Here is a 14,652-nt window from a genome sequence, read left to right on the forward strand (position 1 = left end):
AGTTGCCAAGAGCAACACGGTTGTCACCGGCAGCGCCCTCACCTGCCCTTCGGTCCCCTCTCCCAAAGGGAGAGGGGACCGGCGAAATCGATGTCTGAAAAGTCTTCGGCCTAGCGCAACCCTGACGCGTTGAACAGGGCCGAGTACTTCATGTCGGTCCCCATGATGTGGTCCTGCAGCCAGCGCTTCAGGAATTCCAGGATCTCGGCCGTGAAGATGAGCCCCTGGTTGTCGACCCGGTTCTGCAGGTCCAGGGCCTTGGCGGCGAACTCGTCGTGCTCTCTTTTGTGCGCCACGAATTCGGGGTACTGGTACTTCTGCATGTACGCCTCTTCGGTCTGGAAGTGGCTGGCGACGTAGCCCACCATCGACGCGATGATTTCCTTCTGCGCCTCCTTCCCCGCCCGCGCCATGTGCGCGTCGTGCAGCGAATTCAGCATGTCCACCAGGTTCTTGTGCTGGTCGTCGATCTCCTTCACCTTCACGCTCAGTGCATCATTCCATTCAAGATAAGCCATCCAGATCACCTCTACAGATAGTGTTTTCCCTGAGCGGCTAATTATCACAGCTTTTGGGTAAGGATCAAGTCGCAGAATTGCAATTTGTTGTTTACAGAACCGCTGTCACCAACTCTATTGTCAGACCCTCTCGTACGGCTCGAAGAGCCGCTTGAACTCGTCCAGGGCAAAACGGTCGGTCATGCCGGCTATGTAGTCGCAGATGACCCGCTCTCGCCCTTCCCGCTCCATCTTCATCTGGTGCTTCATGGGCAAGAGCGTCGGGTGTTTCAGGTAGACCTCGAACAGCTCGGCCAGGTAGCGCTCGGCCTTGACGCGCATCCTCTCGACCTTGTAGTGGCGGTACAGGTTCTGGAACAGGAAGCGCTTAAGCTGGGCGTTGCGTTCGGTCATGGCTGGGCTGAAGGACACCACCGGGACGTTCACCCTTCTCAGGCCCTCCTGGGTCTCTATCTTCAGCTTGACGAGGTTCTCGGCCGTGGTCTGCACCAGGTCGTTGATCAGCACGCCGATCAGGGCGCTCACGGTCTGGCACACGCCGCGCTCCGCGTCGATGTCCGGGTAGCTGGCCACGATCCCCTCGTGCACCTCGTTCCAAAGGTCCACCTTCTTGAGCTGGCTCAGGTTGATGTAGCCGGACTTGAGGCCGTCGTCGATGTCGTGGTTGTTGTAGGCGATCTCGTCGGCGAAGTTGATCAACTGCGCCTCGACGGTGGGAACCGTCCCGGGGAGAAACTCGGCGTAGATAGGTGCGGGGGAATCGTAGGGGGAGGAATGTTTGGCGATGCCTTCGCGCACCTCCCAGGAAAGGTTGAGGCCGTTGTAGCCGGGGTGGCGCTCCTCCAGCTCGTCCACCACCCGCAGCGACTGCAGGTTGTGCTCGAAGCCGCCGCACCCATCCATCAGCCGGTTCAGCACTTCCTCTCCGGTGTGCCCGAACGGGGTGTGGCCGAGATCGTGGGCCAGGGCCAGGGCCTCGGTCAGCTCTTCGTTCAGCCCGAGCCGCCGCGCGATCCCCTTCCCTATCTGGGCCACTTCCAGCGAGTGGGTGAGGCGGGTGCGGTAGTAGTCCCCCTCGTGGTTGACGAAGACCTGGGTCTTGTACTCCAGGCGCCGGAACGCGGCACAGTGAATGATGCGGTCGCGATCCCTTTCGAAAGCGGGACGATGGTCCCTGAATTCCTCGTGGTACTTGCGTCCCCGGGATGTGGCGCTGGTGGCCGCGTAGCCGGCCAGATCGCTGCGCTCCAAGGCATTGCCCTCTTTCATCCGCCCCCCTGCTCAAGTCAGTTAAAAGTAGGTAATTTATATACTGGCCGCCAACCCTGTCAACAGCAAACTTGATTGACCTTATCCATGCATCGTGCTAATAGAGCAGCCTGCGGCGCAATGTCATACACACCTGCCGCCCGACACGCTGCCACAGGCTCAAGGCCTGTGCAGAAGAGGGAGTTGTTCTTTTTATGACGTACCTACACCGGAGATGCTCTTCATGCGGGTGATTGCGGGCAGCGCGCGCGGCCGGCAGCTGCTGGCCCCGAAAAACCAGCGGGTGCGCCCGACTGCGGACCGCGTCAAGGAGGCGCTCTTCAGCATCCTCGTGAGCCGCCTGGGCGACTTTTCCGGGATGCGGGTGCTGGACGTCTTCGCCGGCACCGGCAACCTCGGCATCGAGGCGCTCAGCCGAGGTGCGGAAAGCGCGGTGTTCATCGACTCGCACCGGGAGTCCGCGGAGCTGATCCGCAAGAACCTGGACGTGACCAGGCTCGCCGACCGGGCTAAAGTGGTGACCCAGGAAGCCGCCGCGGCGGTACGATGGCTTTCCCGCGGCGAAGCACCGTTCCACCTGGTGTTCCTCGACCCTCCCTACGCCGAGGGGCACACGCAAAGGTTGCTGGAGTTGCTCTCGACCTCGCCGCTCATCGACGCCGGCACCACCGTGGTCGCCGAGTTCTCCGCCAAAGAGGATGTACCAACGTGTTTCGGCAGGCTGGCTGAAAGCGAGCGCCGCGTCTACGGCGACACCGCCCTCTCCTTCCTGACCCTTTCAGACAGAGGTGAACCGTGCCCTTGAGAGTGGCTGTCTACCCCGGCTCCTTCGATCCCGTAACCTACGGCCATCTGGACATCATCGATCGCGCCCTGAAGATCTTCGACGGCGTGATCGTGGCCGTCGCCAGAAACTCCGAAAAGAACGCCCTGTTCACCGTCCAGGAGCGGATCGACATGCTCACGGAGATCCTGAAGGACCGCCCCCAGGCCAGGGTGGAGACCTTCGAGGGGCTCCTGGTCGACTACGTGCGCCGCGCCGGCGCCACCGTGGTCATCCGCGGTCTGCGCGCGGTTTCCGACTTCGAGTTCGAGTTCCAGCTGGCGCAGATGAACCGCAACATCACCCGCGAGGTCGAGACCCTGTTCATGATGACCTCGGTCCCCTACAGCTACCTTTCCTCCTCGATCGTGAAGGAAGTGAGCCACCTGAACGGCCCGGTGGACAAGCTGGTGCCGCCCTTGGTGAAGAGCGCCCTGGACGCGAAGTTCAGGCCGGGACACTGACATGGCCCGTTTCAAGGAAAAGGGGACAGGCTACTTTTGTAACCCGCTCGCGGTAAAAGTAGCCTGTCCCCTTTTTTTTCAGTGGTAGCATGAAAGGCGTTGCCGGATAGCAGCGCCTTTTTTTATTCCCGCAGGACAGTCACAGGAGGCCGTATGATCAGCAAGGACATGACCATCAGCGAAATCCTCAGGCGTTACCCGCAAACCCTCCCCGTCTTCGAACGTTACGGCCTGGACTGCTACGACTGCCAGATCGCCGACTTCGAGCAACTGGAACACGGCGCCACCGTGCACAAGGCCGACCTCGCGGCCCTGCTCGAGGAGTTGAACAAGAGCATCTCCTGAAGGCACCATCCTCCGAACCTTAGTTCCCAACCGTTTAGCGGCCACCTCCCCCCCGTCCCCTCTCCCTTCGGGAGAGGGTGCCCGAAGGGCGGGTGAGGGCTCTGCCGCCTTCAAGCTCCCTCACCCTAGCCCTCTCCCAGAGGGAGAGGGGATGTCGTGCCCCCCCCTGCCTCGAAAAATTCCCGGCTCGCACGTGCTGTCCAAGCGGCAGGACCAGTCACACGACCACAGCGTCAGCACCTAAAAAACGCCTCGCGCAGGCATGCCGGTTCGATATCAGTAAACGCGATTTTAAAACAGGGTGAAGTGATTTATTATCCGCCCAAAGCACCCTTGCCTGAAGGGCGCCGGACGTGCTACCCTCAGTCACCTCGCGCCCTTATCGTCACGATTAATTTTTTCTTGTATTCATTATTTAAATTGACTTTTTACCAAAACTGAATAATTTTAGCCGAAGTAAAACGGTGGATTATTCACCACAGGAGCAGCGTCATGTCAGAGTACAACATCGGGTCGAGACTGAAGAAACTGAGACAGGCCCGGAAGCTGACCCTGCAGGCGGTGGCCAACGAGACCGGTTTCTCCCCGGCCCTGATCTCGCAGATCGAGAACGACAACGTTTCCCCCCCGATAGCCACCCTCTCCAAGATCGCCAAGTTCTTCGACATCAAGCTGGCCCAACTGTTCAGCGAGGACGAGGATGACCGCAAATGGGAGGTGGTGCGCGCGCACGAGCGGCGCATCGTGCCCCGGGTCATCTCCAAGGAGGGGACCAAGCAGGGGTACTTCTACGAGTCCCTCTCCTTCTACAAGCAGAACAAGAAGATGGACGCCTTCATGGTCACCCTGACCGAGAAGGCGCCCGAGGCCAACACCTACAGCCATGACGGCGAAGAGTTCGTCTACGTCATGAAGGGCAACGCCGATTTCCTCTTGGACGACAAGAAGATCACCCTCCACGAAGGTGATTCCCTTTATTTCGAATCGAGCATCGGGCACCGTCTGCTGAGCCACGACGGTAAAGAAGTGCGGGTCCTGGTGGTCGTGACGAAGTAGTTCACAACTCACAAGCAGAACTGGATTCAATGGCGGGCAGCCGCTCCATCCCTATGGGTCAAAGGAGGACGTACATGAGCAAGAAACTGGGAGCACTCGACTACCACTCCAGCGGTAGAAAAGGGAAGATAGAAGTAATTGCCACCAAACCGTGCCAGACCGCGGCAGACCTGTCGCTTGCCTATTCTCCGGGTGTCGCCGAGCCTTGCCTCGCCATCCAGGAGAACCCGGACGACGCCTACAAGTACACAGCCAAGGGGAACCTGGTCGCCGTCGTTTCCAACGGCACCGCGGTCCTGGGCCTGGGCAACCTGGGCGCGCTGGCCGGCAAGCCGGTCATGGAGGGGAAAGGCATCCTCTTCAAGCGCTTCGCCGACATCGACGTCTTCGACATCGAGCTGAACACCGAGAACCCGGACGAGATCATCAAGGCGTGCCAGCTGCTGGAGCCCACCTTCGGCGGCATCAACCTGGAGGACATCAAGGCGCCGGAGTGCTTCTACATCGAGGAAGAACTGAAGAAGACCATGAACATCCCGGTCTTCCATGACGACCAGCACGGCACCGCCATCATCTCCTCGGCCGCCCTTCTCAACGCTCTGCAGCTTACCGGCAAGAAGATCGAGGACATCCGCATCGTCGTCAACGGCGCCGGTGCCTCGGCCAACTCCTGCGCCAAACTCGCCATAGCCCTCGGCGTCAAGCCCAACAACATGATCATGTGCGACACCAAGGGGGTCATCTACAAGGGACGCGTGGAAGGGATGAACCCCTACAAGGAACTCTTCGCCGCCGACACCCCGTTCCGCACCCTCGAGGAGGCTGCCAAGGGCGCCGACGTCCTCTTCGGCCTGTCCGTCAAGGGCGCCTTCACCCCCGAGATGATCCGCAGCATGGCGCCCAACCCGATCATCTTCGCCATGGCCAACCCGGACCCGGAGATCACCCCGGAGGAGGCGCACGCGGTGCGCGGCGACGTGATCATGGCCACCGGCCGTTCCGATTACCCGAACCAGGTCAACAACGTGCTCGGTTTCCCCTTCATCTTCCGCGGCGCGCTGGACGTGCGCGCCACCGCCATCAACGAGGAGATGAAACTCGCCGCGGTGCACGCGCTGGCGAAACTCGCCCAGGAGGAGGTGCCCGACTCCGTCTCCAAGGCCTACGGCAACGAGAAGTTCTCCTTCGGCGTGAACTACATCATCCCCAAGCCGTTCGACCCGCGCGTCCTTCTGCACGTGGCGCCGGCCATCGCCCAGGCCGCCATGGATACCGGGGTGGCGCGCCAGCCCATCGAGGACATGGCGAAGTACATAGAGCAGCTCGAATCCTCCCAGGGGCGTTCCAAGGAGGTCATGCGCATGATCATCAACAAGGCGAAGAGCGACCCGAAGAAGGTCGTCTTCCCCGAGGGTGACAACGAGAAGATCCTGCGCGCGGCCCAGATCCTCGTGGAGGAAGGGATCGCCCAGCCGATCCTGGTCGGCGACAAGAAGAAGATCCAGCAGAAGATGGACGACCTGAACCTCGACCTCGACGTGCCCATCGTCGACCCGACCGAGAGCGAGCATACCGAGGAGTACGCCCAGGAGCTGTACCGCAGGCGCCAGAGGAAAGGGCTCACCCTCACCGAGTGCCAGCGCATCATGCGCCGCAAGTCCCGCGTGCAGTTCTCCACCATGATGGTGGCGCAGGGACATGCCGACACCCTCTTAGGCGGCATCGACACCCACTACCCCGAAACGATCCGCCCGGCGCTGCAGGTGCTGGGCAAGCAGGCCGGCCTCTCCAGCGTGCACGGCCTGTACATGATGGTGTTCAAGAAGGAGGTCTACTTCCTGGCCGACACCACGGTGACCATCGACCCGACCGCGGAGGAACTGGCCGAGACCGCCATCCTGGCGGCCGAGAAGGTGGCCATGCTGGGCATCGAGCCGCGCATCGCCATGCTCTCCTTCTCCAACTTCGGCTCGGTGGACCACCCGCAGACCCGCAAGGTGAAACGCGCCGTGGAACTGGTCAAGGAGCGCGCGCCCAGCCTGATCGTCGAGGGCGAGATGCAGGCGGACACCGCCGTGGTCCCGGAGCTTCTGGACGGCTTCACCTTCTCCAAGCTGAAGACCCCGGCCAACGTGCTCATCTTCCCGGACCTCAACTCCGGCAACATCTGCTACAAGCTTTTGCGCCGCCTGGGCGGCGCCGAGGCCATCGGCCCCATCCTCATGGGGATGAACAAGCCGGTGCACGTGCTGCAGCGCGGCGACGACGTCAACGACGTGGTCAACATGGCCGCCATCGCGGTCGTGGACGTGCAGAACGCCTAGACAGGGAGGCCTCCGCACGTATACCGGGCGGAGGCCTCTTTTCCTTGACTTGAGCGGAGTTTCGGCTTAAAAAACCGTTTTGCACACCTAACGACAAGGAAACGGAGAACAATGACTCTTCTCGACAAAGTCCTGAATCACAATAAAAAATTCGTACGCCCCGGAGCGTTCCCTCCCCTCCCGAAAGACCCCAAGAAGCAGCTTGCCATCTTCACCTGCATGGACACCCGCCTGGTTGATTTCCTGGAGCCCGCGATGGGGATCAAGCGCGGCGACGCCAAGGTGATCAAGAACGCCGGCAACACCCTGGTCGATCCCAACGGCGGCGTGATCCGCAGCCTCGTGGCGGCCGTGTTCCTGCTCGGCGTCGAGGAGATCTTCGTCATCGGGCACAAGGACTGCGGCATGGGGTCGGTGGACGTGGAGCAGCTCAAGGTCAAGATGGTGGAGCGCGGCGTGGATCCCGCGGCCATCGAGGCCCTGGACCCGGACCTGGGCCAGTGGGTGGGCGCCTTCAGCTGCCCCGAAGAGAACGTGGAGCGGGTCGCCGGCATCATCCGCAACAGCCCCCTGATCCCCAAGGACGTGCCGGTGCACGGACTGATCTTCTGCCCCAACGACGGCCACCTCGAAGTCGTGGTGGCGGGGTACTAACGGCGGCCTGCCGCTGGCCGACCGCAACAGCCATCAAGCACACAGGCCCGCGGCCTCTCTCTCAACCGGAGCGCCGCGGGCCGTTTTTTTGCTCACAGCGAAACCGGGCTCTGTCACTGTGGCCTTTCGGCACTGAAGCGGCGCTTTTTGACCTTGACAACTGTGCGAAAAACTACCTAAAGTGTCAGCTGTGAAGAAAGGTCCCTCGCGCATAATGGCCATCCTGTTACTGGTAGTGGCCCTCGTCACCCTGAGCGGTATCACGGCGACGGCTTCCGCCATGATCGGCGCGGCCGCGACCCACTCCTGCTGCGATTCCGACAACGGTGCCCCCGCCGCGCCCGCCCCCTGCTCTTCGCCTGACTGCAGCTGCTTTTCCTGCATCGCCTTGATGGTCTACCCCGCGCTGACTCCCCAGCGCGACGGCGGGGCAGTTCCCCTTACCCTCACCCCCCAGAGGCTTCACCCGCTCAGCACCTACGTGCGCAGCATCGACTATCCACCCGAACAGGCGTAACTGCGCGCTGTCGCGCGTGTGGAACCGCCGGTCCTGCCAGGACCGAGGCGGCTCCGACGGCAGTGGTGCGCCCTGCGTCACCTTTTGATCCGAAATTCCATCTACAGGAGAATCAGCATGAAAAAGTACGCACTTATCGCAGTCGTGATCCTCATCGGTGCAGCCATCGCCTTCGGCGTGGCCAACAAAGACGCGGGTAAATCCCTCAACGTGAACGACATCGGCCCGGATCCGTCGGCCTTCACCGGCACCATCACCATCACCGGCATCAATGCCGGCGTCTCCCCCTACGACAACTCCGTCATCGGCATCATGGACGTCAAGGAACTGCAGTGCAAAAGCGCCAACTGCAACCGGATCTACATCCCGGTCAAATACCCGGAGCAGCAGCCCAAGGTCGGTGACGAGATCAAGGCCACCGGAGCGTTCCACAAGTTCCCCACCGGCTACATGTTCATCGCGCAGAAGCTCAAGGTTGTGAAGAACCACAAGATCGGAGGGTAAATGACGCTCTCCAAGCTGGTCATCAAGAACATAACCAGGCGCCGCGGACGCTTCGTCTTCACGCTGATGGGGATCACCATCGGCATCGCCTCGTTCGTCACCTTCCTCTCCATGGGGGGGAGCCTGAAGAGCGAGATCAACCGCGAGTCCGCCGCCCTCGGGGCCAACCTCGTCGTGACGCCGATCGGCTCCTGCGCCTACGAGCAGGTATCCATCCTGACCGGAGAGATCCTCCCCTCCAACATCACCATGAGCGAGGTGGCCAAGATCCGCTCCATCCAGGGCGTCAACGCGGTCCCGGTCCTGACCGAAAAAAGCGCCATCAACAACAAACCGGTATCCCTGAACGGCATCGACGTGGTGCAGATGATGAAGTTCAAGGGATGGCGCGTGGCGCAGGGCTCCTACTTCTCCGGCCACGACGACCCCTCCCTGGTGGTCGGTTCCGCCGCCGCCGAACTGTTCAAGCTGGCGCCGGGCTCTACGGTAACCGTGCGCGGCCAGCAGTTGACCGTCAGGGGGGTGCTGCAGGAGACCGGCGGCCGCGACGACCTGACCGTGTTCCTCTCCCTGCCCCAGGCCCAGCGCCTCTACAACACCGGCGACACCGTGTCCTACGTCGCGGTGAAGGTGGACGACCTGAAGAACCTCGAAGGGTACATCCAGACCATCAGGGACGCCACCAACCTCGGGGTCGTCTCCGACAAGCAGATGCTGAAGTCCGTGCTCTCCATCGTCGGCACCGTCAACATCACGCTGCAGATGATCGCCGCGGTTTCCGTCCTGGCGGCCGCTTTCGGCATCGTCAACACCATGCTCACCGCCACCTACGAGAGAAAGCGCGAGATCGGCATCCTGCAGGCCTTGGGGGCGCGGCAGCGCACCATCTTCACCATCTTCCTGTTGGAGTCCGGGTTCTACGGGATCCTCGGCGGCGCCGCCGGCGTGGTGCTGGGGCTCCTGGTCTCCCTCACCGCGGCGCCCTACATAAGCCAGAACGCCTTCACCTCCTTCGTGAAGGGGTCCGGCGGCGGACTGATCGATCTGAAAACGGTGGCGGGGTCGATCCTCTTTTCCGCCCTCGTTGCGGTTGCGGCCGGAGTCTACCCGGCCTGGCGTGCGGCGCGCCTCTCGCCCGTGGAGGCCATCAGCTATGAGTAACGTCATCATAAAGGCCAGCGACCTGGCCAAGTCGTATGAAACCGGCGCCGTGACCACCCACGCGCTGCGCGGCGTCAGCCTCGAGATCGAAAAGGGCTCCTTCACCGCCATAGTCGGCCCTTCCGGCCACGGCAAGAGCACGCTGATGCACCTCCTCGGCGGGCTGGACCGCCCCAGCGCGGGCAGCGTCTTCATCGAGGGCACCGATCTGCGCGGCTTGGACAACAGCGGGCTGGCTCGGCTCAGGGGCGAGAAGATCGGCTTCGTGTTCCAGTTCTTCAACCTCTTGCAGGGGCTGAGCGCGAAGGAGAACATCGAGGTCGCCGCCATGCTGGCCGGGGTGCCGGAAAAGGACCAGGGGGCGCGCGCCCTGGCGCTCCTGGCGCAGGTGGGTCTTGCCGACAAGGCCGGCTCCAAGCCGTCGCAGCTCTCCGGGGGGCAGCAGCAGCGGGTGGCCATAGCCCGTGCGCTGGTGAACGACCCCGCCCTTTTGCTCATGGACGAGCCCACCGGCAACCTCGACTCCGCCTCCGAGGCCGAGGTGCTGGAAATCCTGCGTAAGCTGCACGTGCAGGGAAAGACCGTGGTCGTGGTAACCCACAACAACGAGATCGCGCAGAAGGCCGAGCAGGTCATCTGCGTGAGAGACGGCCGCATCGCCGCCTAGCCCGCCTAGTCGAGTGGAACACCCACAAAAAACCTGATTGACGATCATCTTCCGCCAAGATGCCCATCTCCCTCTCCCTCCGGGCCTTCTCCCACCGTAGGGCTTGCTGCCTGCAGGCGGGAGAGGGCTGGGGTGAGGGCGCTGCAATAGGCAACGATCCCGCCTCGTGGCACCTCCCTCACCCGCCCTCCGGGCACCCTCTCCCGGAGGGAGATGGATTTAGCGCAAAATCGTCACTAATCAACAAAAAGCCTGCCCGGCAACCCGGGCAGGCTTTTTTACGTTAACGGCCCCCTCTTTTTACCTTACAGGATCGACGCCCCGAAGGCGGACGCGGTCAGCTCCACGGCGATCTTGGCGGTGCGGTTACTGTGGTCGAGGATCGGGTTGATCTCCACGATGTCCATCGACCGCAACAGCCCGCTGTCGGCAATGATCTCCATCAGCAGCTGCGCCTCCCGGTAGGTGATCCCGCCGGGCGCGGTGGTCCCCACCCCCGGCACCTCGAGCGGGTCCAGCCCGTCCAGGTCGAGACTCACGTGCAGGCGGGTGCGGTGCGCGAGCCGCCCCAGCGCTTCGTGCGCGATGGCGGCCATGCCCCGCTCGTCGATGTCGCGCATGGTGTAAGCCTTGATGCCCGAGGCGCGCAGGCGCAGCTTCTCTTCCGGGTCGAGCTCGCGCAGGCCGATCAGGATGATGTCCGAGGCGTGCAGCTTGGCGCCGGGACGCCCCACGTTGACCAGTTCCGGGAACCCTTCCCCCAGAAGCGCCGCTAAGGCCATGCCGTGGATGTTGCCGGTGGGGCTGCTCTGGGGGGTGTTGTAGTCGCCGTGGGCGTCGACCCAGATCACCGCTGCGGGCGCTTCGTCGGTCACCCCGCCGATGGAGCCTACCGCCATGGAGTGGTCCCCTCCCATGAAGATGGGCATGAACCCCTGCGTGACGGCGCTACGCCCGGCCTGGTAGACCGTCTCGCAGACCTGCCGGATCGAGGGGAGGTAGCGCAGCTCCCGCTCGGCGCCCAGCACGTCGCGCACCGGGACCGGCAGGTTGCCGACATCCTCCACGATGTACCCAAGTCCCGAGAGCCGCGCCGAAAGCCCCGCGTAGCGCAGGGCGCCCGGCCCCAAGTCCACACCGCGCTGTTCCTGTCCCAGATCGACCGGTACCCCTATCATCCTGATGCCGTTTTCCATGACCTGACCTTTCCTGATCAATCGAACTGCTTGAGGTGGTTCCAGAGATTCACCACGAAGTCCTGCGCGTTGGTCAAAAGCCCCACCGCCTGGGCGGAGCCGCGGTTGGCCAGCTTGTCCACCGAGAACTCGGCCATGTCGACCACGTAGAAATACACCGGCCGCACCCGCCCGTCCGGCTCGACCCGGTAACTGGGCACCATGTTGCCGAAGGCGATGGAGTGCAGCTGGGTGGCGATGGCCAGCACCGTGGTCGCCTTCCTGGCATGCACCCGCATCGCGTCCTGGGCTTGGTAGGCGTCGGGGATCACCTCCGGCAGCGGCCCGTCGTCGCGAATGGAGCCGGCCAGCACGACCGGGATCTTCTTCCTGCTGCAGGCGTACATGATGCCGTCGTCCAGCCCCAGCTTCTCGATGGTCTGCGAAATCCCTCCCGCCATGCGCGCCTCGTTGATGATGTCCAGGTGGTTGTAGTGCCCCATGGGCATGATGGCCTGGGTGTAAATGTTCTGCCCCAGCCCGGTGCGGAAGCGCGCCGCCTCCAGGTCGTGCGTCGCCAGGGCGTTCCCCGCCAGAAGCGCATGGCAGTAGCCCGCCTCGATGAGCCCCTGCATGGCGTTTCTGCAGTCCATGTCGAAGGCGACCGCCGGGCCGAGCACCCAGACGATATAGCCATGATCGCGGTCGTGGCGCAGCACCTGGTACAGCTCGTCGTAGGAGCGGGAAAAGGGGGTCTCCCTGGTGCCGCGGCTTCGGAAGGAGAACTTGTCGGCGAAGGGTTCGGCCAGGTTCAAGAACCCTCCGATGTGGAGATAGATCCCCTCCTCGCCGTTCTCGGTGCGCCCGATGGCCACCATGTCCCCCCGGCGCACCCGGCGCGGTTCGACCACGTCGAGCTCCTTGCCGCGCAGCACCATGACGCAGTCCATCCTGCTCTGTGGCGCTAAGAGCCACTCCCCTCCCCCCAGGTGCACGTACTCCGGGTGGTTGGAGGTGGCGTGAAAGTTCTCCGGCAGCACACCGTCGGCAGGAGCGGGCGCGAACTTTGCCGCGGGAGCAGCCGCAAGTTTGGGGCGGCGGAAGTCGGGAGGCGTATAGGACGGGATGACATCGCTGTGCATATGAACGCTCCTTGACAGGAAATGCTGACTCGACGATGGGAAACTTTAGCACGCATCCAACGGGTTACAACGGCCACTTACAATGGATCGCACTCATGATCAAGTTGGCAAATTCCCTCCTTAAGTTTGTATGAATACTGCCGATAGCACTAAATATCTATCGCATTCCTACACCAGAACCGCACCACAAGGGGGACTTGTTATGAGTTTTTGGATGAACCTGAAGGTAAAAACAAAGGCGTTATGCCTGGTAGCTATAGCCGTAGTCACTCTGCTTGCCATTGCCTCGGCAAGCCTGCACAAGATGCGGGTGATGTCGGAAGACCAGGCGGAAATGAACACATCGGTAACGCACGTCGCGATGCTCAACGACATGAAGAACGACTTGCTGGCGATCAGGCTGAACCTTGTCTACATGATGCTTCTGGAAGACCCGGCGAAGATCAAGGAGCGTGCTGACGACCTGGAAAAGAGAAAGCAGCAGATCGAGGACACGCTGGCCAAGTTCCAGAAATACGATCTCGGTGCCAAGGAGAAGACCCTGATTGCGACGTTCAAACAGGGCTACGACGAGTACCTGGTGCAGGGGACCAAGCTACAGCAGTTGACCCAGCAAACAGCCGGCAACCCCGAGGCCCGCAAGGACACGGTGAACTTTGCGACGAGCTCGGTGGCGCCGCTCTACAAGAAGCCGGCTGAGGCGATCAGCGAACTGGTAGCCGGCAACGAGAGGGACGCGAAGGACCTCTACCAGCAGGACCTCGCCGCATACCACTCCTCCCAGATCTTCATGATAGCCCTCACCGCGCTGGCAGCCGTGCTGCTGGCGGTGGTCGGGCTGCTCATCGCCAACTCCATCAGCAAACCGCTCAAAATGGTATTCGACACGCTGGCCGAGGTGGCGGCGGGCGACCTCACCGCCCGCTCCAGCATCACGACCCGCGACGAGATGGGGATGCTCGCCGCGGAAGTGAACGAGATGGCGCAGAAACTCAACGACACCATGAACCAGGTGGTGGCCAACAGCCTCCAGGTCGCCGCGGCGGCCAACGACCTGCACAGCACCTCCGAGCAGATCGCCACCGGCGCCGAGGAGGTCGCGTCCCAGACCAGCACGGTGGCGACCGCCAGCGAGGAGATGGCCGCCACTTCCGCCGACATCGCCCAGAGCTGCCACAGGGCCGCTGAAGGTGGCGAGCAGGCGACGGGCCGCGCCCAGGCCGGCAGGGCAGTCGTCGAGCAGACCGTGCAGGTGATGAACCGCATCGCGGCCCAGGTGCAGACCTCGGCGGCGACGGTGGCTGGACTGGGCGAGCGTAGCGACCAGATCGGCGCCATCATCGGCACCATCGAGGACATCGCCGACCAGACCAACCTGCTGGCGCTCAACGCCGCCATCGAGGCGGCCCGCGCCGGCGAGCAGGGACGCGGTTTTGCAGTGGTCGCCGACGAGGTCCGGGCGCTCGCCGAGCGTACCACCCGCGCCACCCGCGAAATCGGCGAGATGATCAAGTCGATCCAGAGCGAGACCCGGGAAGCCGTGGGCGCCATGGAGGAAGGGGTACGCGAGGTCGAGAACGGTACCAGGGAGGCCGCCAAGTCGGGCGAGTCGCTGCAGGAGATCCTGCGCCAGATCAGCGAGGTGACCGAGCAGGTGAACCAGATCGCCACCGCCGCCGAGGAGCAGACCGCGACCACCGGCGAGATCACCAACAACATCATGCAGATCACCGAGGTGGTGCAGGATACCTCGCGCGGCGCCCATACCTGCGCCAACGCCGCCAGCAACCTCGCGTCCCTTTCGCAGGACCTGCAGCGCCTGGTCGGCCAATTCAGGCTGGCCTGATTAAAATCCTGGCTGACACGAAAGACAGCGGCCGGATGGGGAGTCGATCCTCATCCGGCCGCTGTTTTCGTTCCAAGGATCGGGAACGCGTTACCGTTGCCGGCGGTCTTGGTGATGCACCCCGGATATTTCGCCGATGGAGCACCAGGGTAACAGGGATGTGCTAGGTGGAGGCGCCCCCCTGCTT

General features: G+C 62.7%; 15 protein-coding genes. 11 read left to right on the forward strand and 4 right to left on the reverse strand.

Annotation, left to right across the window (positions count from 1 at the left end; translation table 11 throughout):
- Positions 1 to 110 precede the first annotated feature (110 nt).
- Together H7687_RS07440 and H7687_RS07445 are read right to left on the reverse strand one after the other, a co-directional pair.
- Positions 111 to 518, reverse strand: coding sequence for a bacteriohemerythrin (locus H7687_RS07440; RefSeq protein ID WP_183346426.1), 408 nt, complete (start codon positions 516 to 518; stop codon positions 111 to 113).
- 120 nt (positions 519 to 638) lie between these two features.
- Positions 639 to 1,787, reverse strand: coding sequence for a deoxyguanosinetriphosphate triphosphohydrolase (locus H7687_RS07445; protein WP_183346427.1), 1,149 nt, complete (start codon positions 1,785 to 1,787; stop codon positions 639 to 641).
- Between the two features lie 223 nt (positions 1,788 to 2,010).
- On the opposite strand from H7687_RS07445, the gene rsmD reads away from it, so the two are divergent.
- The 10 genes from rsmD to H7687_RS07495 all read left to right on the forward strand — a co-directional run bounded on the left by rsmD (position 2,011) and on the right by H7687_RS07495 (position 10,302).
- Positions 2,011 to 2,592, forward strand: coding sequence for a 16S rRNA (guanine(966)-N(2))-methyltransferase RsmD (rsmD, locus tag H7687_RS07450; protein WP_183346428.1), 582 nt, complete (start codon positions 2,011 to 2,013; stop codon positions 2,590 to 2,592).
- Entirely contained in the window at positions 2,583 to 3,074 is a 492-nt protein-coding gene (coaD, locus tag H7687_RS07455) for a pantetheine-phosphate adenylyltransferase (RefSeq protein ID WP_183346429.1), read from the forward strand. The genes rsmD and coaD overlap by 10 nt, the downstream gene beginning before the upstream one ends.
- Before the next feature lie 153 nt (positions 3,075 to 3,227).
- Complete coding sequence (locus H7687_RS07460) at positions 3,228 to 3,419, forward strand: DUF1858 domain-containing protein (protein WP_183346430.1); 192 nt, start codon at positions 3,228 to 3,230, stop codon at positions 3,417 to 3,419.
- Between the two features lie 492 nt (positions 3,420 to 3,911).
- Positions 3,912 to 4,475 carry a helix-turn-helix domain-containing protein gene (locus H7687_RS07465; RefSeq protein ID WP_183346431.1) on the forward strand — a complete coding sequence of 188 codons (564 nt, stop codon included), beginning with the start codon at positions 3,912 to 3,914 and terminating at the stop codon, positions 4,473 to 4,475.
- Between the two features lie 74 nt (positions 4,476 to 4,549).
- Positions 4,550 to 6,799 (forward strand): NADP-dependent malic enzyme, encoded by a 2,250-nt coding sequence (locus H7687_RS07470; protein WP_183346432.1) that lies wholly within the window; start codon positions 4,550 to 4,552, stop codon positions 6,797 to 6,799.
- Positions 6,800 to 6,910: 111 nt separating this feature from the next.
- Entirely contained in the window at positions 6,911 to 7,453 is a 543-nt protein-coding gene (locus tag H7687_RS07475) for a beta-class carbonic anhydrase (RefSeq protein ID WP_183346433.1), read from the forward strand.
- Positions 7,454 to 7,643: 190 nt separating this feature from the next.
- On the forward strand, positions 7,644 to 7,970 hold the full coding sequence (locus H7687_RS07480; RefSeq protein ID WP_183346434.1) for a hypothetical protein: 327 nt from the start codon (positions 7,644 to 7,646) through the stop codon (positions 7,968 to 7,970).
- A 117-nt stretch (positions 7,971 to 8,087) separates the two neighbouring features.
- Complete coding sequence (locus H7687_RS07485; RefSeq protein ID WP_183346435.1) at positions 8,088 to 8,474, forward strand: hypothetical protein; 387 nt, start codon at positions 8,088 to 8,090, stop codon at positions 8,472 to 8,474.
- Positions 8,475 to 9,635: an ABC transporter permease gene (locus tag H7687_RS07490; protein ID WP_183346436.1), complete on the forward strand. Its 1,161-nt coding sequence runs from the start codon at positions 8,475 to 8,477 to the stop codon at positions 9,633 to 9,635.
- Positions 9,628 to 10,302: an ABC transporter ATP-binding protein gene (locus tag H7687_RS07495; protein WP_183346437.1), complete on the forward strand. Its 675-nt coding sequence runs from the start codon at positions 9,628 to 9,630 to the stop codon at positions 10,300 to 10,302. Before H7687_RS07490 ends, H7687_RS07495 begins: the two co-directional genes overlap by 8 nt.
- 305 nt (positions 10,303 to 10,607) lie before the next feature.
- On the opposite strand, the gene rocF is transcribed toward H7687_RS07495, so the two are convergent.
- Both rocF and H7687_RS07505 read right to left on the reverse strand, forming a co-directional pair.
- Positions 10,608 to 11,519, reverse strand: a complete 912-nt coding sequence (rocF, locus tag H7687_RS07500; RefSeq protein ID WP_246404688.1) for an arginase — start codon at positions 11,517 to 11,519, stop codon at positions 10,608 to 10,610.
- On the reverse strand, positions 11,516 to 12,619 hold the full coding sequence (locus H7687_RS07505; protein WP_183346438.1) for a putative NPN-dependent ornithine cyclodeaminase: 1,104 nt from the start codon (positions 12,617 to 12,619) through the stop codon (positions 11,516 to 11,518). The genes rocF and H7687_RS07505 overlap by 4 nt, the downstream gene beginning before the upstream one ends.
- 202 nt (positions 12,620 to 12,821) lie before the next feature.
- Here H7687_RS07505 and H7687_RS07510 point away from each other — a divergent pair, with 202 nt between their 5' ends.
- Entirely contained in the window at positions 12,822 to 14,465 is a 1,644-nt protein-coding gene (locus tag H7687_RS07510; RefSeq protein ID WP_183346439.1) for a methyl-accepting chemotaxis protein, read from the forward strand.
- Positions 14,466 to 14,652 lie beyond the last annotated feature (187 nt).

Source organism: Geomonas paludis (genome assembly GCF_014193585.1).
Classification (GTDB): domain Bacteria; phylum Desulfobacterota; class Desulfuromonadia; order Geobacterales; family Geobacteraceae; genus Geomonas; species Geomonas paludis.